This is a genomic window from Streptomyces sp. NPDC030021 (assembly GCF_055574035.1).
In genome coordinates, this window is sequence record NZ_JBVIAH010000029.1 from 62,940 (window position 1) to 85,237 (window position 22,298).

Sequence of the window (22,298 nt, forward strand, 5' to 3'; positions counted from 1 at the left end):
TCTGAACGCGTTCAAGACTCTCGGACCGGGACTCTACACTTTTCCTGAACATGTTCAAATAGTGCGCCCGCCTTCCCACCCCTTCCTATCTGACGAACCGTCAGCTTCAATCGTTGTTGTGATGGGACATGCAGGGATGGCGGCCACCGTCGTCCGATACCTCAGGTCAGTCGGCTCCCCCACCTCCGCCTCGGCGCAGCGGGAACCCGAGTCCGTCGACGCCCTGCCGCGTCCCGACCTGCGGGCCGTCGGCGAGGACGAGCGCGCGCCGGTGTCCCCCGCCGAGTTCCGGGCCGTGCTCGGGAACTTCGCCAGCGGGGTCACCGTCATCACCGCACCACCCGGCGAGGACGAGGAGGGCCCGGCCGGCTTCGCCTGTCAGTCCTTCGCCTCGCTGTCCCTCGACCCGCCCCTGGTCACCTTCATGGTGGCCCGCACCTCGACCACCTGGCCGCGGATCGCCCGCGCCGGGGTGTTCTGCGTCAACATCCTCGGCGCCGCACAGGGTGATTTGTGCCGGTCCTTCGCCGTCAGCGGCGCGGACAAGTTCGCCGGGGTGACCCACACACCCGCACCCGTCACGGGATCACCGCAGCTCGACGCCGTGCCCGCCTGGATCGACTGCCGGATCCAGGCCGTCCACACCGGCGGGGACCACCTCATCGTCGTGGGCCGGGTGGTGGCCATGGGCGCGGCCGGCGAGGGCGAGCCGCTCCTCTTCCACAAGGGCCGCTTCGGACGTCTCGCCGACTGACGGGCCGGCCGCCGGACGGGCCCGACCGTTCCTGCTCTCGCAGTTCGATGTCCCTGCGTCCGTCCGCTGCGTAAGCTCCCCCCCGGGCTGGGGCACCTCGGTGCTCCAGACCCTTCGGGATTCTTCGGATACGCGGGGATTTGATTTGATACTGAACCTGATGCGCCGCACGCGCGGCGCGGTCGCCGTCACGGTCGCCACCGGGGCCCTCCTGGTCGCCGCCTCGCCGACCTCGTCGGCGGCTCCGGTCGCCGCGCCTCCCGTCACGGCCGCCGGCGCGATCCTGATCGACGGCACCAGCGGGGCCACGCTCGCCGGCAAGGCCGCTGACACCCAGCGGCAGGGGGCGAGCACCACGAAGATCATGACGGCCCACGTCGTGCTCCGTACGCCCAATGTGGACCTCAACAAGAAGGTCACCGTCAAGAAGGAGTACGCGGACTACGTCGTCCGCGAGGGCGCGAGCTCGGCCCACCTGAAGGTGGGCGCCACCCCGACGGTCCGCCAGCTGCTCTACGGGCTGATGCTCCCGTCGGGCTGCGACGCGGCCTACGCGCTCGCCGACACCTTCGGCAAGGGCACGACCACGGCGGCCCGCAAGGCGGACTTCATCGCACAGATGAACGCCAGGGCGAAGTCGCTGGGCATGACCAAGACCGTCTACGACTCCTTCGACGGCATCTCGCCGACCGGCAAGAACCTCACGACCCCGCGCGACCTCGCGAAGCTCACCAAGTCCGCGATGTCGGGCGTCACCTTCCCCAAGCTCGTGCAGGCGAAGACCTACAGCACGGGCGGCACCTCGACCGACGCCACGTGGGGCAACAGCAACCTGCTGATCAGGGAGCGTCCCACCGGCTACGCGTACCCGGGTGCGATCGGCGTCAAGACCGGCACCGGCACCGCCGCGGGCAAGTGCCTCGTCTACTCCGCGACCCGCAACGGCAAGACCGTCATCGGCGTCCTGCTGAACGACGAGGAGCGCTACGCGGACGCCATGAAGCTCATGGACTGGGCGCTCGGTTCGAGCGCCGGCTCCGGGGCGGCACTGCAGCGCGGCAACACCGACCCGATCCCGGACGTCCTCGACTGACGGTGACCCGGTTCACGGCTCCTCCGCCGGCGGGTACGATCCCGCCGGCGGGGGAGCCGAGCCGTTCCCGGGGAGCGGGAGCCTGGTCAGAAGGTGAGCACTCCCCTGGCCACCCGCCCGTGGTGGGCGTCGTCCACGGCCTTGGCGAAGTCCTCGACCGGGTAGACCTCCGTCACCAGTTCGTCCAGCAGCAGCCGGCCCTGCCGGTAGAGCTCGGCGTAGAGCGCGATGTCGCGCTGCGGGCGCGAGGACCCGTACCGGCAGCCCATGATCGTCTTGTCCAGGTACATGGACGACACGAGGAACGACGCCTCCTCCTGGAAGCCGGGCACACCGAGCAGGATCGCCTGCCCGTGCCGGTCGAGGAGGTCGATCGCCTGGCGGATCAGCTTGACGTTGCCCACGCACTCGAAGGCGTGGTCGGCGCCGGTCGGCAGGATCTCGCGGACCGCCGCCGACGAGTCGGCGACGGCGGACGCGTCGATGAAGTGCGTGGCGCCGAACTGCCTGGCCACCGCCTCCTTCGCCGGGTTCGCGTCCACCGCCACGATCGTCGTGGCGCCCGCGATCCGGGCCCCCTGCAGCACGTTCAGCCCGATGCCGCCGGTGCCTATGACGACCACCGTCTCACCGCGGTCCACGCGCGCCCGGTTCAGTACCGCCCCCACCCCCGTGAGGACCCCGCAGCCGATGAGCGCCGCCGAGGTCAGCGGGATGTCGGCCGGGATCTTCACGGCCTGCACGGCCTTGACGATCGTGCGCTCCGCGAAGGCGGAGTTGGAGGCGAACTGGAACAGCGGCTTCCCGCCCCGCGAGAACGGCTGCCCCGGCATCCCGATCGCCTTGCGGCACATCGTCGGCCGGCCCCGGTCGCAGTCCGCGCACGCCCCACAGTTGGCCAGGGTGGACAGCGCCACGTGATCGCCCGGCACCACGTGGGTGACCCCCGGACCCCCCGCCTCCACGACCCCCGCGCCCTCGTGCCCGAGCACCACCGGCGGCGGGAAGGGGATCGTCCCGTCGATGACCGACAGGTCGCTGTGGCACAGCCCGGCCGCGCCGATCGCGACCAGCACCTCCCCCGGCCCCGGGTCCCGGATCTCCAGGTCGTCGACCACCTGAGCCTGCTTGCCGTCGAACACGACGCCTCTCACCTGGACTCCTTAGGCAGGCCGAGCACGCGCTCGGCGATGATGTTCCGCTGGATCTCGTCCGAGCCGCCGTAGATGGTGTCGGCACGGGTGAACAGGAACAGGCGCTGCTCCTCGTCGAGTCCGAGTTCGTACGGGAGCCCGGGCGCCCAGCAGGCCGGCCCGGCCGTGGCCGCCGCGCCGCGGACCTCCACCGCCAGCTCCCCGAGCCGCCGGTGCCAGCCGCCCCACAGCAGCTTGGCCACGCTGGGCGCGCCCGGATCCCCGGCGCAGGCGAGGGTGCGCAGCGCGTTCCACCGCATCGTGCGCAGCTCGGCCCACTGACGGACCAGCCGGTCCCGCAGGACGGGGTCCCCGGCGCCCGAGGCGGCCCGCGCCGCGTACGACGCCAGGACGCGCTCCAGTTCCGACGCGAACCCGATCTGCTGGACCAGCGTCGAGACCCCCCGCTCCAGGGCGAGCAGGCCCATGGCCACGGTCCAGCCGTCGCCCTCGGCGCCGACGACCTCCGCCGCGACCGCCCCGTCGAAGAACACCTCGTTGAACTCGCTCGTGCCCGACATCTGCCGGATCGGCCGGACCTCGACGCGGCCGGGCTGGTCCATGCGTACGAGCAGGAACGACAGTCCCCGGTGACGGCGCGAGCCGGGCTCGGTGCGGGCCAGCACGAAGCACCAGTCGGCGTCGTGGGCGAGCGAGGTCCAGATCTTCTGGCCGGTCACCCGGTACAGCCCGTCGGCCGCGTCCCGTACCGCGGCCGTACGGATCCCCGCGAGGTCGGAACCGGCGCCCGGCTCGCTGTAGCCCTGGCACCACAGCTCCTCGCCCCGCGCGATGCCGGGCAGGAAGCGGCCCTGCTGCTCGGGCGTCCCGTGGGCGATGAGCGTCGGGGCGAGGAGGTTCTCGCCGATGTGGCCGACCCGGCCGGGCGCGCGCAGGGCCGCGTACTCCTCGGCCCACACCACCTGGCCGGTCAGCGACAGCCGGCGGTTCCCCCACCCGTCGGCCTCCCAGCCCTGCCCGATCCAGCCGCCCCGGCCCAGCTCGCGCTCCCAGGCGCGCCGGGCCTCGACCCCCTCGTGCTCGCTGCCCGGTCCGCCGAGGCCGACGGCCTGTGCGTACGGGCCCACGAGGTGCTCCGACAGCCACGCCCGGGCGCGCCCGCGCAGCTCCTCGTCCTCGGCCCCGAAGCTGAAGTCCACGCCGCTCCCCCTGGTCCTGTCCGGTCCCGTCCCGTCCTGTCCTGGCCGGTCCTATGCGTTGGGGCGGTCCTTGGCGGCCGCCGCCTTGGCCATGGCCTCCAGTTGCGCGAGCATCGGCATCGGGTCGGAACCCACCGTGCCGGGCAGGAAGTCGGCGATCTTCTCCGGCGTCCAGGACCCTTCGGCGTATCCGGCGCGCAGCTCGCGCGGCTGCGCCCAGACGGCGATCTTCGGGCCGGCGATCGTGTAGACCTGCCCGGTGATGTCCTCGGCCCTGGCCCGGTCGCTGAGCAGGTAGGTGACCAGCGCCGCCACGTCCTCGGGCTCGCCGATCTCCTTGAGCTCCATGGGGACGTTGGCGGACATCCGGGTGCGGGCGACGGGTGCGACGGCGTTGGCCGTAACCCCGTACTTGGCCAGGCCCAGCGCGGCGGAGCGGACGAGCGAGATGATCCCGCCCTTGGCGGCGCTGTAGTTGGCCTGGGCGACGGAGCCCTGGTGGTTGCCGCTGGTGAAGCCGATCAGGGTGCCCGTGCCCTGCCTGCGCATGACGGCGGAGGCCGCGCGGAAGACGGTGAAGGTGCCTTTGAGATGGGTGGCGATGACCGGGTCCCACTCCTCCTCGGACATGTTGAACAGCATCCGTTCGCGCAGGATGCCGGCCACGCACACGACGCCGTCGATGCGGCCGTACCGCGTAAGCGCCGTGTCGACGAGGCGCTGGCCGCCCGCCATGGTGGAGATGTCGTCGGCGACGGCGACGGCCTCCCCGCCGAGGGCGGTGATCTCCTTCACCACGGCCTCGGCGATCTCACTGGTGGGCTCCGCGCCCTCGATCCCGACCCCGTAGTCGTTGACGACGACCTTGGCGCCCTCGGCGGCCGCGGCGAGTGCCACGGCCCGTCCGATGCCCCGGCCGGCGCCGGTGACGGCGACGACCTTGCCTGCCAAGAAGTTCCCCACGTCCGGCCCCTTCCCGCGATTTCTGACGGACCGTTAGATTCTATGGGTAGTCAGATGCACCTGCACAAGCCCTCGTTGTCGTCGTAACCGCCGCATCCACGCAAGGAGCTGTCGACGCCCATGACCCTGCCCGCCGAGTTCCACGACATCGCCAAGCGCGTCAACAACTGGGGACGCTGGGGCGCCGACGACGAGATCGGCACCCTGAACCTGGTCACCGACGAGGTGGTCCGGGGCGCCGCGGCGGAGATCCGCACCGGCCGCCGGATCCCGCTCGCCCTCCCGCTCAAGGAGGACGGGGTCCAGGTCGGCATGATCCCCGGCCGGATCAACCCGCTGCACACGATGGTGCAGATCAACCAGGAGCTCTTCGGTCCCGGCACGGTGGCCTGCAGCGACGACGCCGTGAGCATGGGCCTCCAGGCGGGCACGCACTGGGACGCCCTCACCCATGTCTCGCACTCGGGGAAGATCTACAACGGCCGCCCGGCCGGCACCATCACGGCCCACGGCCGCGCCGAGTTCAGCGGCATAGACAAGGCCGGCCACATCGTCTCGCGCGGGGTGCTCCTCGACGTCGCGCGCGCGAAGGGGCTGGACCGGCTGCCGGGCGACCACGCGGTGACCCCCGGGGACCTCGCCGAGGCCGAGGAGTTCGGCGGGGTCACCGTCCGCCCCGGCGACATCGTCCTGGTCCGAACCGGCCAGATCCGGGTCTACCTGGCGGGCGACAAGCACGGCTACGGCTTCCCCTCGCCCGGGCTGTCCGTCCGTACGCCCGAGTGGTTCCACGCGCGGGACGTGGCGGCCGTCGCGAACGACACGCTGACCTTCGAGATCTTCCCGCCGGAGATCGAGAACCTGTGGCTCCCGGTCCACGCCCTCCACCTGGTCGAGATGGGCATGCACCAGGGCCAGAACTGGAACCTCGAAAAGTTGTCCACAGCCTGTGCAGAAGAGAACCGCTACGCGTTCCTCCTCTCCGCGATGCCGGAACCCTTCGTCGGCGGCACCGGAACCCCCGTGGCCCCGGTGGCCGTCCTCTGACCCGAGGATGTTCCGCCCCGGGGGGCTCCGGCCGCACGGCCCCCGGGGCGCACGGCAGCGTGGAACCATGAGGTGTACATGGCGCGTCACCGTTCGCGTGCGTCACACCCCGTCCCCGCCACGTTCCCCGCAGGAGAAGCCCGCATGGCCAACCCGTACCAGGTAACGCCGCCACCTGCCCCCAGGCGCCGCTCGGGCGGCAACGTCATCGCCGTCATCGTCCTCGCCGTGATCATCGTCGGCGGCTACTTCGCCCTGCAGTCGGTCAACAAGGACGACGGCAAGCCGTCGGCGTCCCCCTCGGCCTCCCCCTCCGCCAAGCCCACCGCCAAGGACCCCGGATCCCCCGAGTCCTCCTCCGACACCTCCAGCGCGTGGAAGGTCGGCGACTGCGGCGGCCCCGACCCGTCCAAGGCCCCCGACGGGTACAAGCGGACGGGCTGCTCCGACTCCGGCGCCACCTTCAAGGCCATCGACATCAAGGAGGCCAGCATCCTCCCGAACGCGATCCAGTGCCCGGCCGGCACGGACCTGATGATCGACGTGAGCATCTCCTACGGCGGCAAGGGGAGCGGCATCCCCACCAACACCGTCTGCGGCCGCAACCTGTCGGGCGACCACCCCGGCGACGCGGGCGCGGGCGGTGCACAGCTGGTCCAGGGCGACTGCGTGACCTCCCAGGCCAAGGAGGTCGCGTGCGGCGGCTCGGGCGCACAGAAGGTCCTCGGCCTCGTCAAGACGAAGTCCGAGTGCCCTTCCGGCACCACCGACCCGATCGAGCTGACCATGGCGATCGGCCGCCCGTACGACGTGATCTGCACCGACGGCTGAGACGCCCCGGCACGTGACCGCCCGCCGTCCCGGCACGACGCCCGGGACGGCGGGCGGCCGGCAGTCGGCCGTCGACCGCCGGCCGCCGCCGAAAATTCCGTGCCCCGGCGCCGGTGAAGGCGCAGACTCGCCCCATGGCGGACATGCGGGCGTTCCGGGAAGCGGTCGACCACTGGGCGGCCGGCGGTCCCGGCGAGGCCGCGCGCGAGCTGGCCGCCCGCCTGGACGTGCGGACGGCGGTGCTGCTGGAGGGGCCCAGCGACCACGCGGCCGTCGAGGCGCTGGCCGCGCGGCGCGGCCGCGCCCTCGCCGCCGAGGGGGTGTGCGTCGTACCGATGGGCGGGGCGATGAGCGTGGGCCGCTACACCGGCCTCCTCGGGCCGCCCGGCCTCGGACTGCGCCTGACCGGACTGTGCGACGAGCGCGAGCAGCCCTTCTACGACCGCGCCCTGGCGCGGGCCGGGGCGCCGAGCAGCGGCTTCTTCGTCTGCGTCGCGGACTTGGAGGACGAACTCATCCGCGCGCTGGGCACGGAGCGGATCGAGGAGGTCCTCCGGGCCGAGGGTGATCTCCGCTCCTGGGAGACCTTCGTGCGTCAGCCCGCCCAGCACGGCCGCCCCCGGCAGCGGCAGTTGCGGCGCTTCCTCGGCACGAAGAAGGGCCGCAAGATCCGCTACGGCCGCCTCCTCGTCGAGGCCCTCGCCCCCGAAGAGGTACCGGCCCCGCTCGACGACCTCCTCGGCGTGCTGTGACCCACGCCGGCCTCAGTCGGTCCCCTTGGCGCAGGTCCGGTCCTTCGCCGGCAGTCTGCCGGTGGCCAGGTACCTGTTGACCTGGTCGTCCACGCAGGTGTTGGCGTAACTCCCGTAGAGGGCATGCCTGTTTGCGCCCTCCAGGGTGATCAGCCTGGAGCTCGGCAGCAGCCCGCGCAGCTCGACGCTGCCCTTGTACGTGGTGCGCGGATCGCCGGTGGCGGCCACGATCAGCGCGGAGGCATCACGCCGTACCCGGGTGGGCTCCTCGCGCGGCCGGTCCCAGAAGGCGCACGGGTTGATGTTGCGGGTCAGCGGGCCGAACAGGGGATGCGCGGCGCGGCTGCGCTCGATGTCCCGCCAGTACTGCTCGGGATCGCGCCCGGCGGCCACGTCCCCGCAGATGATCGCGGACTGCACGCCCGTGGGCTCGCCCTCCCCGCGCAGCGCGTACCGGAGCTCCCCGGCGAACCCCGCGGGCAGTGTGGTGGGCGCCCCGCCGGCGGCCGCGACCAGTACGGACAGCAGCTCGCCGAAGGACGCCCGCGCGGGCTCGGTATCGTCCGCGATGCCCGAGAACAGCAGGAGCGGCACCTGACTGTCGTCGATCCGGAAGGCATCGGCGCCCGAACCGATGGTCAGCGGGCCGCGCGCGGATGCCGCGACGACGCGGTCGACGGAGGCGAGCACCTCGGCGCGGGTGCGGCCGAGGCCGTAGGTGCCGTGGCGCTCCGCCGCCCAGCCCGCCCAGTCGGACAGCGCCTTCTCGTTCTCGCGCTCCGCGCCCTCCAGCAGTCGGGGGCGGTAGTCGCCCGGGTTGATCGCCCCGTCGAGCACCATCCGGTCGTGGCGGCCGGGGAACATCTGGGTGTAGACCGTGCCCAGGTAGGTGCCGTAGGAGTAGCCCAGGTAGGAGATCTTCCGCTCGCCGAGCGCGCCGCGGATGACGTCCATGTCGCGGGCGGTGTTGCGGGTGCTGATGTGCAGGAGCACGGAGGCACCGGTGGCCCGGCACTTGTCGGCCAGGCTCTTCTGCAGGGCGACCTGCCGGTCGAAGCCCGCCCGGTCGGCGCCGGCCGACAGCCAGGTCATACCGAGGGGCCAGCCGCAGTCCAGCGGGGTGCTGCGCCCGACGAAGCGCGGGTCGAAGCCGACGATGTCGTAGCGAGCCCCGACCTCCTTCATCGCCGCGCGGGCCGTCGGCGGGTAGGCCCGGGCGGGGCCGCCGGGGCCGCCCGTGTTCAGCAGGATCGCGCCGATGCGGTGACGGGTGTCGGTGGCCTTGAGCCGGGATATCGCCACGGTGATCGTGCGGCCCCGGGGGTCGGCGTAGTCCAGCGGCACGGTCACATCCGCGCACTGCACACCTGCCTGGTCCAGTTCACGGCCCGTGGTGTCGTCGGGGCCCGTGACGCAGCTGCCCCAGCGCGGCCGCTGCTGGTAGTACCGGTCGAGCCCGGCCCCGGAATGGTTCGCGGCGGACGCGGACGGGGGCGCGGCCCCGGCGGACGCGGCCTCGGCGGCGACGGCCAGGGTGGGGGTGGCGGCGAGGCAGGCGGCGAGGACGAGGCCCACGGAAGACGCGCGGCGAGCGGCGGGGCCGAGGGTTCGGTCGGCGGCGGGCGGCGCATCGGCCGCTTCGTGTGATCGCATGCCCCGAGGCTAGGAACCGGCCCCGGCACGGCACATCGGCCACGGGCACGAGGTCGCGGGTCCCGCCCTCCTCCGGCGCCCGGGACCCGCGGCCCCTTCGGGCCTCCTCCCTCAGGAGGAGGCCCGGCGGGTTCTGCGGGTGGCGGCGACGCGCATGCACGCCCCGAGCGCGGCACGGCAGCCGCCACCCCACGACCCGCACTCGTCAAGGCCTGCCCTTGGCGTCCCCTCGCGTCGAATCGCTCCACACCAGGGTGATCAAGATGTGACGAACCGTCAACACCTCGTTAGAGGTACACGCGCGGTTCCCGCGGCGGGGTATGAAATTCCGACGGGCCGTCCGAGGGCCGCTCGGACGCGCAGTCCGAGGTCGATTTCTGCGCGCGGTCGATCTCGCACCAGATCTGTTTGCCCGCGCCCTCGCGCTGCCAGCCCCAGCGGTCCGCCAGCCCGTCGACCAGCTCCAGGCCGCGCCCGCCGGTGTCCTCCCCGCACGCCTGTCGGCGGTTCGGCGCCCGGTCGCTCGCGTCGGCCACCTCGACCCGCACCCCCGGCCCCCCGAACAGCATCCGCAGCACGGCCGGACAGCCCGTGTGCACGACCGCGTTCGTGACCAGCTCGGAGATCAGCAGGATCAGCGTCTCGGCGAGCGGCTCGTCGTCCCCTATGCCCGACCCCGCCAGCCGGGAACGCGCCCACCGGCGGGCCCGGCCGACCTCGGCGGGATCCGCACCGACCTCAAGCTGAACCTGAAGCACCTGCACCGCTCACACCATCCGAACCGGCGGACACTTCGCCTCGCGACAGGACGGGATCACCCAGTGTGATCCCCTTCCGTAGCAGCATGGTTGACATACAGTCACCACAACAAGCGCTTCGGGCATATTCCCGCGCGAAGGTGTGGGCGTGGTGCATACTGTGCGACGCTCGCGCCGCTCAACCGCTCGCATTCGTGGGAGCGTACCGGAGCAGGCCCCTGCTTCCGGGCCGCAATGAGTCGGGCGAAGGACACAAACCGATATCAACTCTCTGTAATCGGACATGCGTCCCGCGCCGTCCTTCCCGTGCCTCCACGTCACCGTGAGCAACGCCCGCCGAGGACCTCCGGCCGACGGGCTTCCTACCCCGCCCCGCCTCGCCTACCCCACCTGCCCGGCCTCCGCCGACGAACCCAGCAGCTCCTGCGCCAGCAGCTCCTCCGCCTGCGCCGCCGTCCGCCACTGCTCGGCCCGCACCCAGGCCCGCTTCAGGTGCAGGTGCACGTCCGCCTCCCAGGTGAAGCCCATCCCGCCGTGCACCTGCAGGCAGTCCCGGGCGCCCAGCACCGCCGCCTCGTCCGCGAGGAGCTTGGCCGCGGCCACCTCGCCCGCGTCCCCCGTCACCGCCGCCGCGTAGACCGCCGTACGGGCCACCTCCGCCCGCACCAGCATCCGCGCGCACAGGTGCTTGACCGCCTGGAACGCCCCGATCGGCTGCCCGAACTGCTCGCGCTCGCCCGCGTACCGCACCGCCAGCTCCACCGTCCGCAGCGCGCTCCCGAGCTGCAGCGCGGCCGTCAGCAGCGCGCCCTCCTCCCGGTACGCCGAGGAGTCGCCCGCCACCGCCACCCGGTGCAGCGGAGTCAGCGGGTCCGCCGAACGCACCGGCTCGCCCGCCGGCACCCCGGACGCCCCCAGCACCGCGTCCGCCTCCCCGAGGTGGGCCACCAGCGGCCCGCCCAGGTCGAAGGCGCTCACCACCGCGGTCCCCGCGGCTGCCCCCGGGACCACTCCGGCGGCCAGGTGCGTGGCCACCAGCGGGCCCGGCACCAGCGCCCGCCCGGCCTCCTCGAAGACCAGGACCGCCTCCGGCAGTCCCAGGCCGACACCGCCCTCGGATTCCGGCAGGCGCAGCGCGAAGAAGCCCGCCGCGCCCAGCTCCCGCCACAGCGCACGGTCCACGCTCGCACCCGAGTCCACCGACGCCCGCAGCGCCTCTCGTCCGTACCGGCCCGCCAGCAGGTCCCGTACGCCCGCCCGCAGGTCCTTCTGGTCCTCGGTCGGCTGGAAGTCCATGCCCTCACCGGCCCTTCGGAAGGCCGAGGATCCGCTCGGCGACGATGTTCCGCTGGATCTGCGAGGTGCCCGCCGCGATCGTGTACGAGAGGGAGGAGAGCCGGTCCCGGGTCCACTCCTCCTCCAGGGACAGGGACTGGGCTCCGAGGACCTCCGCCGCCGTGTCGTACAGCTCCTGGCGGGCGTGCGAGTAGGCGAGCTTGAAGACGGAACCGCCGATGCCGGGGACCCCGCCCGCCGATCGCTCCGCCTCGCTGACGTTCCACTGGGTGAGCCGCCACAGCGCGCCGAACTCCCCGTACAGCCGTCCCAGCCTGCGCCTCAGGACCGGGTCGTCCCACCGGCCGTTGGCCTTCGCCGTCCGGGCCAGTTCCCCCAGGGTCCGGCGGCAGGCGACCACCTCGCCGACGAAGGCGGTGCCGCGCTCGAAGGACAGCGTGACCATGGTGACCCGCCAGCCGTCGTTCTCCGCGCCGACCCGGTTGGCCACCGGGACCCGTACCTCGTCGAGGAACATCTCCGCGAACTCCGCCGACCCGGCGAGCGTGCGCAGCGGCCGTACGGTCACTCCCGGCGCGTCCATCGGCATGGCCAGCCAGGAGATCCCCCGGTGCTTGGGCGCCCCGGGATCGGTGCGCACCAGCAGTTCGCACCAGTCGGCGACCTCCGCGTGCGAGGTCCAGATCTTCGACCCGCTGATCACGTAGTCGTCGCCGTCGCGCACGGCCCGCGTCCGCAGGGAGGCCAGGTCGGAGCCCGCGTCGGGCTCGCTGAACCCCTGGCACCACACCTCGTCGCCGCGCAGTACGGGCGGCAGCCAGCGCGCCCGCTGCTCCGCCGTGCCCTCGGCGGCGACGGTCGGGCCGGCGTGCAGCAGCCCGACGAAGTTCGCGCCGACGTACGGGGCCCCGGCGCGCTCGGTCTCCTCCAGGAAGATCAGGTGCTGGGTCGGGGTGGCCCCGCGGCCGCCCGCGTCCACCGGCCAGTGCAGGCCCGCGTACCCGGCCTCGTACAGCCTGCGCTGCCACCCGAGGTCGTACGCGCGCCGGCCCGGCCAGTCGTCGGGGGACGGGCCCGCGGGCAGCTCGGGGAGCACCTTGGCGAGCCATGCGCGCAGCCGGGCCCGGAAGTCCTGCTCCTCCTCGGTGTAGGTCAGGTCCATCAGCGGTCGCGGTCCAGGTCGAGGCCGAGCATGCGGATGGCGTTGCCGCGCATCAGCTTGTAGACCGTCTCGTCGTCCAGCCCCTTCACGTGGTCGAGGGCGACCTCCTTGGTGTGCGGGAAGGTCGAGTCCACGTGCGGGTAGTCGGTCTCGAAGGTCGCGTTGTCGCGTCCGACGACGTCGAGGGAGGCGATCCCGTGCTTGTCGCGGAAGAAGCAGCAGAACATCTGCCGGTAGTAGTACGTGGACGGCGGCTCGGGGATCAGGTCGCGGACCCCGCCCCAGGCCCGGTGCTCCTCCCAGACGTCGTCGGCGCGCTCCAGGGCGTACGGGATCCAGCCCATCTGGCCCTCGCTGTAGGCGAGCTTGAGCGTCGGGAACTTCACCAGGACGCCGCTGAAGAGGAAGTCCATCATCGAGGCCATCGCGTTGTTGAAGCTGAGCGCGGCCTGGACGGCGGGGGGTGCGTCGGGGGAGGCGGCGGGCATCTGGGAGCTGGACCCGATGTGCATGTTGACCACCGTGCCGGTCTCCTGGCAGACGGCGAAGAAGGGGTCCCAGTAGCCGGAGTGGATGGAGGGGAGCCCGAGGTGGGTGGGGATCTCGGAGAAGGTCACGGCCTTCACCCCGCGGGCCGCGTTGCGCCGGATCTCCGCCACCGCCAGGTCGATGTCCCAGAGCGGGATGATGCACAGCGGGATCAGCCGGCCGCCGCTGTCGCCGCACCATTCCTCGACCATCCAGTCGTTGTAGGCGCGGACACAGGCGACCGCCACTTCCTTGTCCTGGGCCTCTGCGAAGGTCTGGCCGCAGAAGCGCGGGAAGGTCGGGAAGCAGAGCGAGGCCTCGACGTGGTTGAGGTCCATGTCGGCGAGGCGCGCCTTGGGGTCCCAGCAGCCACGGCGCATCTCCTCGCGGGTGATGCCCTCCAGGGTCATGTCGTCGCGGTCGAAGCCGACGGCGGCGATGTTGCGCTTGTACGGGAACTTCAGGTCCTCGTAGATCCACCAGTCGGTCGGCGGGCCGTCGGGGTCCATGGTGATGACGTACTTGCCGCCGGTGTAGGCGAGTTCGCCGATGCCGGCGGTGAGCGCCTTGGGGCCGCGGTCGCGGTACTTGGCGGGCAGCCAGACGTCGAACAGGTGCGCGGGCTCGATCACGTGGTCGTCGACGCTGATGATCCGAGGCAGTTCCATGGTCTCCCCAATTCACCGATCTGATGGATCGTCAGAAACAAGCTAGCCCCGCCACCCCTGGACCGACAAGCGTCGGCGCTCTACGCTCTGCGCTTGATCTGACTATCCGTCAGCTATGGGGAGGTCTGGGATGACGGACACCGCGACCGCGACAGAACTGAGCCGGTCCCGGACCCTGTGGGAACTGATCTCCCGCCGGGCCGCGCTGACCCCGGACACCACCGCCTTGACCGAGGCCGCCGAGGATCCCGCACACGACCGCCGGCTCACCTTCGGCGCACTGCGCGACCGCTCCGAACGCGTCGCCGCCGGCCTCCACGGCATGGGCGTGCGCCCCGGCACCGTCGTCGCCTGGCAGCTCCCCACCCGCATCGAGACCGTGCTGCTCTCCGCCGCCCTCGCCCGGATCGGCGCCGTCCAGACCCCGGTCATCCCCTTCTACCGGGACCGCGAGGTCGGCTTCGCCCTCCGCGAGTCCAAGGCCGAGTACTTCGCCGTCCCCGGAACCTGGCGCGGCTTCGACCACACCGCCATGGCCGCCCGCCTCGGCGCGCGCGGCGTCTTCGAGGCCTACGCGGACCTCCCCGACGGCGACCCGGCCGTACTCCCCCCGCCGCCCGCCTCCGGCACCGGCGTCCGCTGGATCTACTGGACCTCCGGCACCACCTCCGACCCCAAGGGCGTCCTGCACACCGACCGCTCCCTGATCGCGGGCGGCTCCTGCCTCGCCCACGCCCTCCACCTGAGCCCGTCCGACGTAGGCTCCATGGCCTTCCCGTACGCGCACATAGGCGGCCCGGACTACCTGGTGATGCTCCTCCTCTACGGCTTCCCCGCGGTGCTCTTCGAGAAGTTCGCGATGCCGGACGCGCTGGACGGCTACCGCCGCCACGGAGTCACCGTGGCCGGCGGCTCCACCGCCTTCTACTCCATGTTCCTGACCGAGCAGCGCAAGGCCCCGGACGTCCCCCTCATCCCCACCCTGCGCCTCCTGGCGGGCGGCGGCGCCCCCAAACCGCCGGAGATCTACCACGCGGTCGTACGGGAGCTGCGCTGCCAGCTGACCCACGGCTACGGCATGACCGAGGTCCCGATGATCACCATGGGCTCCCCGGACGACACCGCGGAGAACCTCGCCACCACCGAGGGCCGCCCCCCGGCGGGCATGTCCATCCGCATCACCTCACCGGACGGCACCGAGCTGCCGCCGGACACCGACGGCGAGGTCCGCCTGCGGGGCGAGGCCGTCTGCCAGGGCTACCTGAACCGCGACGGGTCGGCGGAGGTCTTCGACCCCGACGGCTACCTGATCACGGGCGACCTCGGCCACCTGACGCGGGACGGCTACCTGGTCCTCACCGGCCGCAGCAAGGACGTCATCATCCGCAAGGGCGAGAACATCTCGGCGAAGGAGATCGAGGACCTCCTCCACCAGCTCCCGGGCATCACGGACGTGGCGGTCATCGGCCTCCCGGACCCGACCCGCGGCGAACGCGTCTGCGCGGTGGTGGAACAACCGCCGGGAGCCGCCCCCCTGACCCTCCCCCAGCTGACCGCCTACCTCCGCACCCAGGGCCTGGCCACCCACAAGCTCCCGGAACAGCTCGAACTCCTGGAAGCCCTTCCCCGCAACGAGGCCCTGCGCAAGGTCCTGAAGTACAAACTCCGCGAGCGGTACGCGTAACCGCACACGGCGAGGCGTGTAGGCCAAGGCGGCCTTGGAGGAACGGAGGCTTCCCGGTCGGGGCAGCGTGTCCCCTCGCTACGCGCATTTTCGTCACTCTGACATGAATTTGCCTGAACCGGACTGCTGTTCAGCGAGGCTCTGTAATGCTGGAGGCCGATCGAGAGGGGCCGCAGCGATGCAGTGGAAGATCCACGGGGAACGTCCGATCTACGAAAACAAGTGGGTGAACCTGTGGCTCACCGACATCGAAACGCCGGACGGCCACCGCTGGGAACACCACGTCGTCAAGCTCCGCCACTTGGCCGTGGCCGCCGTGCTCAACGACCGCCAAGAGGTCCTGATGATGTGGCGCCACCGCTTCATCACGGATGCGTGGGCCTGGGAGCTGCCCATGGGCCTGGTGGAAGCGGACGAGACCCCCGGCGAGGCTGCCGCGCGTGAAGTCCTCGAAGAGACCGGCTGGCGTCCGGGCCCGATGAAGCCGCTGATCTACGCCGAGCCGGCGAACGGCATCACCGACTCCCAGCACCACCTGTTCCGCGCGGACGGTGCGACGTACAACGGGCCGCCGACCGAGAAGAACGAGTCGGACCGGATCGAGTGGATCCCACTGGCGAACATCCGCGGCATGATCGACCGCCGCGAGATCGTCAGCAGCGGCTCCCTGGTCGGCCTCCTCTACGTCCTGATGGACGAAGGGGTTCGCTGACCCGGCGAGGGAAGCATCGCTCGTAGACGTGCCTCGAAAGCAACCGCGGCCGGCACCTCGCGATAGGGCGCAAGCTGCTCGTACCTCCGGCGCAACGGTCAGCCGACGGCCTTTTCGATGGCTTCGAAGATGTCGGCGTCGGTCTCCTGCTGCCACGACGGCAGATCGGCCCAGTCGGCCACGTAGCCCGGCTTCGGATCTTCGAAGTGCTTGAACATTTGGGCCGTCCAGCACGTGGCGACGAAGCGGCTCTTCTGCTGGCGGGAGAGCCTCGCCGTGCGACCGCCGCTGATCTCGATGAACTGACGGACTTGCTCGTAGACCGAGCTGGCGGCCTCACGCTCCCACTGCGGGGTGTCCTCCCACGGCGTGACGTAGCCGGCCTTCGGCTCCCCGGGGAAGTGCTGACGCACTCCTGCGATCCAGGCCTCCCGGAACAGTCGTGCACCCTCGGTCTGCGACATGCCTACCCCTCTCGTCACAGCGTGCTCAGCGTGGCGATCTCCGCCCCCAGCTCCGCTACACGGCGGTCACGGCTCAAGGGGCCCAACTCGACGCACAGGGCTTGCAGTCTACGGGCGACATACCCGGATGCCGAGGCTCGGGCCAGGCCGACGGCTTCCCGCCCGTACACGAGAACCTGGTCCAGATCACGCCGCTTCGCACCGATGGCCGCCAGGCCGGTCAGCACAGCGCCCCTGCGCCGATACGACTGCCCCGAGGAAAGGGCCGTCTGAGCCAGTGCGGTCGTCAGCGCCGCTTCCGCCAGGTCCAGGCGTCCGAGCTGCACGTACCGCGCTCCGCGCTCCTCGGCCAAACGGGTGCCGTCGAACCGCAGCCATCCTCCGTTCGTACTGTCTGCCGTGAGGTCCCTGACCTTCTCGGCCTGGTCCAGTGCCCGTTCGCACGCTGTGAGATCCCCGAGGCCCGCGAATGCTTCCGCCTGGACCGACGCGACCCAATACCGCGTCGAGAGCTCGCTGTCTCCTCGACCGGCCAACCGCCCGGCCGCGCCCAGCACCTGTGCCGCTTGGCGGTAACGCTGCTCGGACATGTCCAGGTAGGCGTGGCGTACGAGGGCGCAAGCCCACAGGTCGTCCGCGCCCGCGTCCTTGCTGACCGATGCCGCCAGCGCATACGAGGCTGCGGCATCGGTGTACCGATTCCCGTCGAAGGCGACTTCACCCGCCATCTGGAAAAGATCGGCCGCCGGGCTCAACAGGGCGTGTGACCTGGCTCCGCCCCCGGCCAGTTCTTCGTTGAGAGCTTTCAGTTGGTCCCGGATGACGGGGTAGACCGAACCCTTCGAACGTGCCAGTTGATAGACCTGCCACAGGTGGCTGTTCATCCGCTCAAAGTCTGCGGGCGTCCTCCTCAGCCCTCCGTCTGTGAGGGCCTCGGCCTCGTCGACCGGGAGCGCTGCCAGTGCCCCGCTGACGGTAAGGATGCGGAGGAATTCGCGGCGGATCATTTCGTCGGTGTCTCCCGCCCTCGGGTGGTCACTGGACTGCTGCCCTGTGGCCTCCTGCCCTGCAGCTCGTAACTCTGTCAGGAGGGCGTCCAGTTCTTGGAGGCTGACTTCGAGGGCGATGGCCAGGCCTCGCCGCTGTGGAGGCTGCGGTTCGATCCTGCCGCTCTCCCAGCGCCCGACCGTCGTGCGGTCCACGCCGAGTATCCCGGCCAGCGTCTCCTGACTGTAGCCCAGGGTCTTACGCCGTTCGGCCAGTCCCATGACGATCCCTTCCCGCGACTGCAGAGCTGCGGCACCCGTGCACGGATCTGATCCAAGAATGCGGCAGGAATGCCGTGGAGTCCGTCGACGTCCGGCGCTTTCCTTGGAGTTGTCGGGAACAGACCCGACGCAACGTGAGGGTGCGGATAGGGAAACGCGCAACGGCGCCGAGGGACACGACCGCGAACGGCTCCCTCCGCCTCTACGCAGCCCGGCTCGCACTGGACACACCCCGCCGATGAGGAGCGACCACATGAGTCCAGCCCTGCCTGGTCACCGCGCATGGGTCGGCGACCTGGTCAAAGACGATGACGGAAGGGTCGCGATCGTCACCGATGTCGCAGCAGGCGCTGTATGGGTCCTCCGTCCCGCCGACGCACTCCTCTCGGACCAGTGGATCACCACCGACCCTGACAGCCTCTCCGTCCTCGAAACGCGGGCACAGCGCGCCGCCTCGCGATGACCTCAGTACCGCCTCGCCAGTGTGAAGGAGAAACACGTGTTCAATCACGCCGACCGCGTACCCACCCTCGACGCCCTGCCCATGGGATACGCCACCCCCGTCCCCTGGGGGGTTCAGCGCATGGCCCCTTACCCGTCCCCGGCCCCCGCCTACTCTCGCGCCGAGATCGACGCGGATTCCCAGACCGCGCGCTACTTCGGGGCGGATGGCCGGCCGATGATGATGCCCCAACACGGAACCAGCACCGGCACGAACCCAGGCACCAACACCGGAAATCCATCCGACGGCAGTAGCGGCGGCGGCTCGGGTGGCGGCGACCAGGACACCGGGAACGACAGCGACCAGTGAGTCACACCGGCCCGGTGCTGGTCGTCACCATGAAGGACGACCCCACGGCCGACCTGGTGATCCGCGAGCTGCACGACCGGGCCGTCCCGGTCGCACGGCTCGACTCAGGGGACTTCCCCGCCACCTTGTCGTTCGCGGCATACCTCACACCTGATGGCCTGGAAGGGTCCCTGACGACTGCGACCCGGACCGTGGACCTGACTCGGATTCGTTCGCTCTACTACCGGCGGCCGTCCGGATTCACCTTCCCCCACCTGTCCGAGGATGACGCGCGCTTCGCGCTCACCCAAGCCCGTTACGGGCTCGGCGGTGTCGTGGCTTCCCTGGCGCGTTGTCTGTACGTCAACCATCCTCATCGCATCGGCGACGCCGAGTTCAAACCCTCCGGTCTCGCCGCCGCCGTCACAGCCGGGTTCCGCGTGCCCGCCACCCTCGTCACCTCCGATCCGGGCGCTGCGCGCTCCTTCATCCAGCAGCACGGACCAGTGCTCTACAAGCCGCTGTCGACGCCCCTCTATCGAGTCGGCGGCGTCTCGTGCACCGTCCAGGTGAAGGAGGTCACGGCAGAAGAGATCGACGACCGGGTGTCCGGGACGGCCCACCTCTTCCAACAACGGGTCCACAAGTCAGCAGACGTACGCGTGACGGTGATCGGTGACCGGGTCTTCGCGGTCCGGATCGACTCCGACCTGTTGGACTGGCGGACCGACTACAACCGGCTGGCCTACAGCGTCGTACAGCCCCCACCACAAGTGACGGCGGCGCTGCTTCGCTATCTGTCGTTGTTCGGGCTCGTATTCGGCGCCTTCGACTTCGCTGTCGATCAGGCAGGGACATGGTGGTTCCTCGAATGCAATCCGTCCGGACAGTGGGCCTGGCTGGAGCCCGAAACCGGTTTGCCCATGGTCTCGGCCATGGCCGATCTCCTGGAGAGGAACAGCGCGTGAGCGACGCAGCGGAACTTCGGCGGCAGCTCGTCGAACAGCTCTCCGGAGCCGGCCACCTTCGTACAGCCCCATGGCGGCGAGCCGTCGAAGCCGTGCCGCGTCACAAGTTCCTGAACACCGGGTACTTCGAACGCGTCGACGCTCCGGGCCGCCCCACCGCATGGACACCCGTGATGCCCAGCAGTCCGTCGTGGCTGCAGTCCTGCTATTCCGACAGATCCCTCGTCACACAGATCGCAGGCACGATCGTGCCCGGTGACCTACGTGGGGAGATCACACGGCTGCCCACATCGTCCAGCACCCTCCCGTCCCTTGTGGTGCGGATGCTGGAAGACCTCCAGGTCGAGAACGGGCATCGTCTCCTCCTCGTCGGCGCGGGAACCGGCTACTCCAGTGGCCTCGCGTGTCACCGTCTCGGTAGTGACCTCGTCGTCACGGTGGAGCTCGACCCGGACGTCGCCGCCCGCGCCCGCAACGCCTTGGCCCAGTGCGGTTTCGCCCCGACCGTCGTCGTCGGCGGCGGCCTCGCCGGCTGGAAGGACGGAGGGCCGTACGACCGAATCGTCGCCTACTGCGCAACGATCACCATCCCGCACGAATGGGTGGACCAGACCAGGCTCGGAGGAATCATCCTCACCACCGTGGGCGGTTGGATGTACTCATCCGAACTCGCTCGCCTCACGGTCACAGAGGAGGGAACCGCAACGGGCCGATTCCTCGACGGCCGAAACTCCTTCATGCTCGCCCGCCCCAGACCCCTCCCCCTCTCGGCCTCCTCCCAGACCTCGATCAAGCCGACGAGCAGCCGACGAACCTGGGCCCCGACGCTCTCGACGACTGGGACACACGCTTCGTCGCCCAGCTCGCCGCCCCACGCGCTCAGCGCCTGACCCTGGATCGCGACGGCCGGACGCAGCACGTCCTCATCGATGTCGACGCGGGCACGTGGGCCGCGCTGCGCCAGGACGAAAGGGGCCGCTGGCTGGTGCGACAGGGTGGTCGGGACAGGCTGTGGGACCGGATCACGGACGACGTCACCCGCTGGCGCCGGGACGGCTCGCCAGGTCTCGACCGGTTCGACATCTCCGTCACGGCGGAAGCCCAAACCATCACGTGGCGACCAGCTGCGTAGGTCATCGCCGAGAAGGGGCGTGCGGAATGTCAGCTGTGGTCGGGGCTCAGCAGCGTGGCAGCCGCGGCGACGAAGGCCGCCGACGCCTCCTTGGCCGCATGCCGCCGGGCATCCAGCTCGGCGCGATCGGCGGCCTTGCGCAGCGCGAAGGTGGCCTCTGCGGCCTGCTCGGCCGGGCCGGCCAGCTCGGGGACCAGGACCTGAAGTCGGATGTGGGGCGCGGTAATCGCCGTCCGGGTGTCGTGGGACCTCGTCTGGGCCTCCAGCTGATGCTCGGCACCGGCGTCGGCCAGGGTCAGGCGCTCCCGATGGAACATCGCCGAGCGGTGCGCGTCCAGGGCAGCCGCGAAGTCGGTGACGGCACCGAGCTGGTCCTGACGGTGGCTGTCGGCGCGCTGCTCGGCACGTGCGGTGCGTGCCGAACGGTGCTGGAGGAAGCCGGCGGCCAGAGCACCGGCGAGGGTACCGAGCACGGCAACGATCGAGGGCCATATGGACAAGGTGATGGGGCCTCTCCGGAATTCGGCGGACGGATGCGGCTTCGAGGCCGTGGTCACGTGCACCGTATGTTCCCAGGACTCAGCCCCTAATTGGGTTGAACTCTGCCCCTCCGGGAGGAGGATGGGGGCGCTCGGCACGGACAGGTTCCGAGCGGCTGGAGGAAGCATGGCCAAGGAATTCCAGGTGACTTACGACTGCGCCGACCCTGGCGCGCAGGCCGTGTTCTGGGCTGCGGTGCTGGGATATCAGGTCCAGCCGCCGCCGGAGGGCTTCCCCGACTGGCCGGCCGCGCTCACGGCGTGGGGCGTACCTCCCGAACAGCACAACAGCCGGTCTGCCATCACGGATCCGGACGGCAAGGGGCCGAGGGTCTTCTTCCAGCAGGTCCCGGAGGGAAAGACCTCGAAGAACCGCCTGCACCTGGACGTCCGCGCAGCACCCGGCCTGAAGGGCGACGCGCGGATGGCCAAGCTGGAGGAGGAGGCCACCCGGCTGGAGGCGCTGGGAGCGAAGCGGCTGTACGGGATCGAGGGCAATGACACGGACGAGGGGATCATCGTCATGGCCGACCCGGAGGACAACGAATTCTGCCTGGATTGAGGCCTTGATCAGCCCCGGACGGCCGCCGGTCGCGGTGCGCGGGAAGCGCGTAGCGATCTGAGGCGGCCTATGTCCAGCCCAAGACAGGGTGGAGACGCTGAGGGATGAGGAGCGCGTAGCGATTCGGCGCGCTTCCCCCGACCCGGGCTCTGGTCTGGATGGGCCCCGTCTCGGGACCGTGCCCACCCGGGATCTCCCTGGGCATCCCTGGCCACCCCGTCCTGATCCTTGAGTGCCCGGCCCGTTCCTTTGGGGGTTTCCCGACAGTCCTCGTATGTCCGGGGCGGGACGGTCGGTCAAGGGTGGCCGCAGGCCATCACG

The 22,298-nt window shown here is 70.9% G+C and carries 23 protein-coding genes; 12 read left to right on the forward strand and 11 right to left on the reverse strand.

What is annotated here, in order from left to right; genetic code table 11:
* The first annotated feature begins 136 nt into the window (after nucleotides 1-136).
* Together ACZ4YL_RS37320 and ACZ4YL_RS37325 are read left to right on the forward strand one after the other, a co-directional pair.
* Complete coding sequence (locus ACZ4YL_RS37320; RefSeq protein ID WP_468122685.1) at nucleotides 137-754, forward strand: flavin reductase family protein; 618 nt, start codon at nucleotides 137-139, stop codon at nucleotides 752-754.
* A gap of 160 nt (nucleotides 755-914) precedes the next feature.
* Nucleotides 915-1,847, forward strand: coding sequence for a D-alanyl-D-alanine carboxypeptidase family protein (locus ACZ4YL_RS37325; protein ID WP_468122642.1), 933 nt, complete (start codon nucleotides 915-917; stop codon nucleotides 1,845-1,847).
* An 86-nt stretch (nucleotides 1,848-1,933) separates the two neighbouring features.
* On the opposite strand, the gene ACZ4YL_RS37330 is transcribed toward ACZ4YL_RS37325, so the two are convergent.
* The 3 genes from ACZ4YL_RS37330 to ACZ4YL_RS37340 are packed head-to-tail and all read right to left on the reverse strand — an operon-like array spanning nucleotide 1,934 to nucleotide 5,163.
* Nucleotides 1,934-3,001: a Zn-dependent alcohol dehydrogenase gene (locus ACZ4YL_RS37330; RefSeq protein WP_468122643.1), complete on the reverse strand. Its 1,068-nt coding sequence runs from the start codon at nucleotides 2,999-3,001 to the stop codon at nucleotides 1,934-1,936.
* Nucleotides 2,998-4,200 carry an acyl-CoA dehydrogenase family protein gene (locus ACZ4YL_RS37335; RefSeq protein ID WP_468122644.1) on the reverse strand — a complete coding sequence of 401 codons (1,203 nt, stop codon included), beginning with the start codon at nucleotides 4,198-4,200 and terminating at the stop codon, nucleotides 2,998-3,000. The genes ACZ4YL_RS37330 and ACZ4YL_RS37335 overlap by 4 nt, the downstream gene beginning before the upstream one ends.
* Nucleotides 4,201-4,251: 51 nt before the next feature.
* Nucleotides 4,252-5,163 (reverse strand): SDR family NAD(P)-dependent oxidoreductase, encoded by a 912-nt coding sequence (locus tag ACZ4YL_RS37340; protein ID WP_468122645.1) that lies wholly within the window; start codon nucleotides 5,161-5,163, stop codon nucleotides 4,252-4,254.
* Between the two features lie 120 nt (nucleotides 5,164-5,283).
* Here ACZ4YL_RS37340 and ACZ4YL_RS37345 point away from each other — a divergent pair, with 120 nt between their 5' ends.
* The 3 genes from ACZ4YL_RS37345 to ACZ4YL_RS37355 all read left to right on the forward strand — a co-directional run bounded on the left by ACZ4YL_RS37345 (nucleotide 5,284) and on the right by ACZ4YL_RS37355 (nucleotide 7,793).
* Nucleotides 5,284-6,210 (forward strand): cyclase family protein, encoded by a 927-nt coding sequence (locus tag ACZ4YL_RS37345; protein ID WP_468122646.1) that lies wholly within the window; start codon nucleotides 5,284-5,286, stop codon nucleotides 6,208-6,210.
* A gap of 144 nt (nucleotides 6,211-6,354) precedes the next feature.
* Nucleotides 6,355-7,041 carry a hypothetical protein gene (locus ACZ4YL_RS37350; protein ID WP_468122648.1) on the forward strand — a complete coding sequence of 229 codons (687 nt, stop codon included), beginning with the start codon at nucleotides 6,355-6,357 and terminating at the stop codon, nucleotides 7,039-7,041.
* Nucleotides 7,042-7,175: 134 nt separating this feature from the next.
* Nucleotides 7,176-7,793 carry a TOPRIM nucleotidyl transferase/hydrolase domain-containing protein gene (locus tag ACZ4YL_RS37355; RefSeq protein ID WP_468122649.1) on the forward strand — a complete coding sequence of 206 codons (618 nt, stop codon included), beginning with the start codon at nucleotides 7,176-7,178 and terminating at the stop codon, nucleotides 7,791-7,793.
* Nucleotides 7,794-7,805: 12 nt separating this feature from the next.
* Here ACZ4YL_RS37355 and ACZ4YL_RS37360 read toward each other — a convergent pair whose 3' ends face one another.
* The 5 genes from ACZ4YL_RS37360 to ACZ4YL_RS37380 all read right to left on the reverse strand — a co-directional run bounded on the left by ACZ4YL_RS37360 (nucleotide 7,806) and on the right by ACZ4YL_RS37380 (nucleotide 13,858).
* Nucleotides 7,806-9,446 carry an alpha/beta hydrolase gene (locus tag ACZ4YL_RS37360; RefSeq protein ID WP_468122650.1) on the reverse strand — a complete coding sequence of 547 codons (1,641 nt, stop codon included), beginning with the start codon at nucleotides 9,444-9,446 and terminating at the stop codon, nucleotides 7,806-7,808.
* Between the two features lie 287 nt (nucleotides 9,447-9,733).
* Nucleotides 9,734-10,210: an ATP-binding protein gene (locus ACZ4YL_RS37365; protein ID WP_030731977.1), complete on the reverse strand. Its 477-nt coding sequence runs from the start codon at nucleotides 10,208-10,210 to the stop codon at nucleotides 9,734-9,736.
* A gap of 375 nt (nucleotides 10,211-10,585) precedes the next feature.
* Nucleotides 10,586-11,500, reverse strand: a complete 915-nt coding sequence (locus ACZ4YL_RS37370; protein WP_468122651.1) for an acyl-CoA dehydrogenase family protein — start codon at nucleotides 11,498-11,500, stop codon at nucleotides 10,586-10,588.
* Between the two features lie 4 nt (nucleotides 11,501-11,504).
* Nucleotides 11,505-12,662: an acyl-CoA dehydrogenase gene (locus tag ACZ4YL_RS37375; protein ID WP_468122652.1), complete on the reverse strand. Its 1,158-nt coding sequence runs from the start codon at nucleotides 12,660-12,662 to the stop codon at nucleotides 11,505-11,507.
* Entirely contained in the window at nucleotides 12,662-13,858 is a 1,197-nt protein-coding gene (locus tag ACZ4YL_RS37380) for an amidohydrolase family protein (protein ID WP_468122653.1), read from the reverse strand. The genes ACZ4YL_RS37375 and ACZ4YL_RS37380 overlap by 1 nt, the downstream gene beginning before the upstream one ends.
* A 130-nt stretch (nucleotides 13,859-13,988) precedes the next feature.
* Between ACZ4YL_RS37380 and ACZ4YL_RS37385 the strand changes: the two genes are divergently transcribed.
* Nucleotides 13,989-15,542 (forward strand): AMP-binding protein, encoded by a 1,554-nt coding sequence (locus ACZ4YL_RS37385; protein WP_468122655.1) that lies wholly within the window; start codon nucleotides 13,989-13,991, stop codon nucleotides 15,540-15,542.
* Between the two features lie 178 nt (nucleotides 15,543-15,720).
* Complete coding sequence (locus ACZ4YL_RS37390) at nucleotides 15,721-16,254, forward strand: NUDIX hydrolase (RefSeq protein ID WP_468122656.1); 534 nt, start codon at nucleotides 15,721-15,723, stop codon at nucleotides 16,252-16,254.
* 98 nt (nucleotides 16,255-16,352) lie between these two features.
* Here ACZ4YL_RS37390 and ACZ4YL_RS37395 read toward each other — a convergent pair whose 3' ends face one another.
* Together ACZ4YL_RS37395 and ACZ4YL_RS37400 are read right to left on the reverse strand one after the other, a co-directional pair.
* Entirely contained in the window at nucleotides 16,353-16,718 is a 366-nt protein-coding gene (locus ACZ4YL_RS37395; protein ID WP_468122658.1) for a hypothetical protein, read from the reverse strand.
* A gap of 14 nt (nucleotides 16,719-16,732) precedes the next feature.
* On the reverse strand, nucleotides 16,733-17,986 hold the full coding sequence (locus ACZ4YL_RS37400; RefSeq protein WP_468122659.1) for a helix-turn-helix transcriptional regulator: 1,254 nt from the start codon (nucleotides 17,984-17,986) through the stop codon (nucleotides 16,733-16,735).
* A 253-nt stretch (nucleotides 17,987-18,239) separates the two neighbouring features.
* On the opposite strand from ACZ4YL_RS37400, the gene ACZ4YL_RS37405 reads away from it, so the two are divergent.
* The 4 genes from ACZ4YL_RS37405 to ACZ4YL_RS37420 are packed head-to-tail and all read left to right on the forward strand — an operon-like array spanning nucleotide 18,240 to nucleotide 20,634.
* Nucleotides 18,240-18,449 (forward strand): hypothetical protein, encoded by a 210-nt coding sequence (locus ACZ4YL_RS37405; RefSeq protein WP_468122660.1) that lies wholly within the window; start codon nucleotides 18,240-18,242, stop codon nucleotides 18,447-18,449.
* Nucleotides 18,450-18,485: 36 nt separating this feature from the next.
* Complete coding sequence (tgmA, locus tag ACZ4YL_RS37410) at nucleotides 18,486-18,797, forward strand: putative ATP-grasp-modified RiPP (RefSeq protein ID WP_468122662.1); 312 nt, start codon at nucleotides 18,486-18,488, stop codon at nucleotides 18,795-18,797.
* Nucleotides 18,794-19,744, forward strand: a complete 951-nt coding sequence (tgmB, locus tag ACZ4YL_RS37415; RefSeq protein WP_468122664.1) for an ATP-grasp ribosomal peptide maturase — start codon at nucleotides 18,794-18,796, stop codon at nucleotides 19,742-19,744. Before tgmA ends, tgmB begins: the two co-directional genes overlap by 4 nt.
* Entirely contained in the window at nucleotides 19,741-20,634 is an 894-nt protein-coding gene (locus tag ACZ4YL_RS37420) for a methyltransferase domain-containing protein (RefSeq protein ID WP_468122665.1), read from the forward strand. Before tgmB ends, ACZ4YL_RS37420 begins: the two co-directional genes overlap by 4 nt.
* Before the next feature lie 271 nt (nucleotides 20,635-20,905).
* Here the strand turns inward: ACZ4YL_RS37420 and ACZ4YL_RS37425 are convergent, their stop codons facing one another.
* Entirely contained in the window at nucleotides 20,906-21,349 is a 444-nt protein-coding gene (locus ACZ4YL_RS37425) for a protein kilB (protein WP_468122667.1), read from the reverse strand.
* A gap of 193 nt (nucleotides 21,350-21,542) precedes the next feature.
* On the opposite strand from ACZ4YL_RS37425, the gene ACZ4YL_RS37430 reads away from it, so the two are divergent.
* Nucleotides 21,543-21,977 carry a VOC family protein gene (locus tag ACZ4YL_RS37430; protein WP_468122668.1) on the forward strand — a complete coding sequence of 145 codons (435 nt, stop codon included), beginning with the start codon at nucleotides 21,543-21,545 and terminating at the stop codon, nucleotides 21,975-21,977.
* Nucleotides 21,978-22,298 lie beyond the last annotated feature (321 nt).

Bases quoted from the DNA above. Each gene is read 5' to 3' on its own strand.
- ACZ4YL_RS37320 (WP_468122685.1), top strand. From the start codon at position 137: ATGGCGGCCACCGTCGTCCGATACCTCAGGTCAGTCGGCTCCCCCACC.
- ACZ4YL_RS37325 (WP_468122642.1), top strand. From the start codon at position 915: ATGCGCCGCACGCGCGGCGCGGTCGCCGTCACGGTCGCCACCGGGGCC.
- ACZ4YL_RS37345 (WP_468122646.1), top strand. From the start codon at position 5,284: ATGACCCTGCCCGCCGAGTTCCACGACATCGCCAAGCGCGTCAACAAC.
- ACZ4YL_RS37350 (WP_468122648.1), top strand. From the start codon at position 6,355: ATGGCCAACCCGTACCAGGTAACGCCGCCACCTGCCCCCAGGCGCCGC.
- ACZ4YL_RS37355 (WP_468122649.1), top strand. From the start codon at position 7,176: ATGGCGGACATGCGGGCGTTCCGGGAAGCGGTCGACCACTGGGCGGCC.
- ACZ4YL_RS37360 (WP_468122650.1), bottom strand. From the start codon at position 9,446: ATGCGATCACACGAAGCGGCCGATGCGCCGCCCGCCGCCGACCGAACC.
- ACZ4YL_RS37370 (WP_468122651.1), bottom strand. From the start codon at position 11,500: ATGGACTTCCAGCCGACCGAGGACCAGAAGGACCTGCGGGCGGGCGTA.
- ACZ4YL_RS37375 (WP_468122652.1), bottom strand. From the start codon at position 12,662: ATGGACCTGACCTACACCGAGGAGGAGCAGGACTTCCGGGCCCGGCTG.
- ACZ4YL_RS37380 (WP_468122653.1), bottom strand. From the start codon at position 13,858: ATGGAACTGCCTCGGATCATCAGCGTCGACGACCACGTGATCGAGCCC.
- ACZ4YL_RS37385 (WP_468122655.1), top strand. From the start codon at position 13,989: ATGACGGACACCGCGACCGCGACAGAACTGAGCCGGTCCCGGACCCTG.
- ACZ4YL_RS37390 (WP_468122656.1), top strand. From the start codon at position 15,721: ATGCAGTGGAAGATCCACGGGGAACGTCCGATCTACGAAAACAAGTGG.
- ACZ4YL_RS37395 (WP_468122658.1), bottom strand. From the start codon at position 16,718: ATGTCGCAGACCGAGGGTGCACGACTGTTCCGGGAGGCCTGGATCGCA.
- ACZ4YL_RS37400 (WP_468122659.1), bottom strand. From the start codon at position 17,986: ATGGGACTGGCCGAACGGCGTAAGACCCTGGGCTACAGTCAGGAGACG.
- ACZ4YL_RS37405 (WP_468122660.1), top strand. From the start codon at position 18,240: ATGAGTCCAGCCCTGCCTGGTCACCGCGCATGGGTCGGCGACCTGGTC.
- ACZ4YL_RS37430 (WP_468122668.1), top strand. From the start codon at position 21,543: ATGGCCAAGGAATTCCAGGTGACTTACGACTGCGCCGACCCTGGCGCG.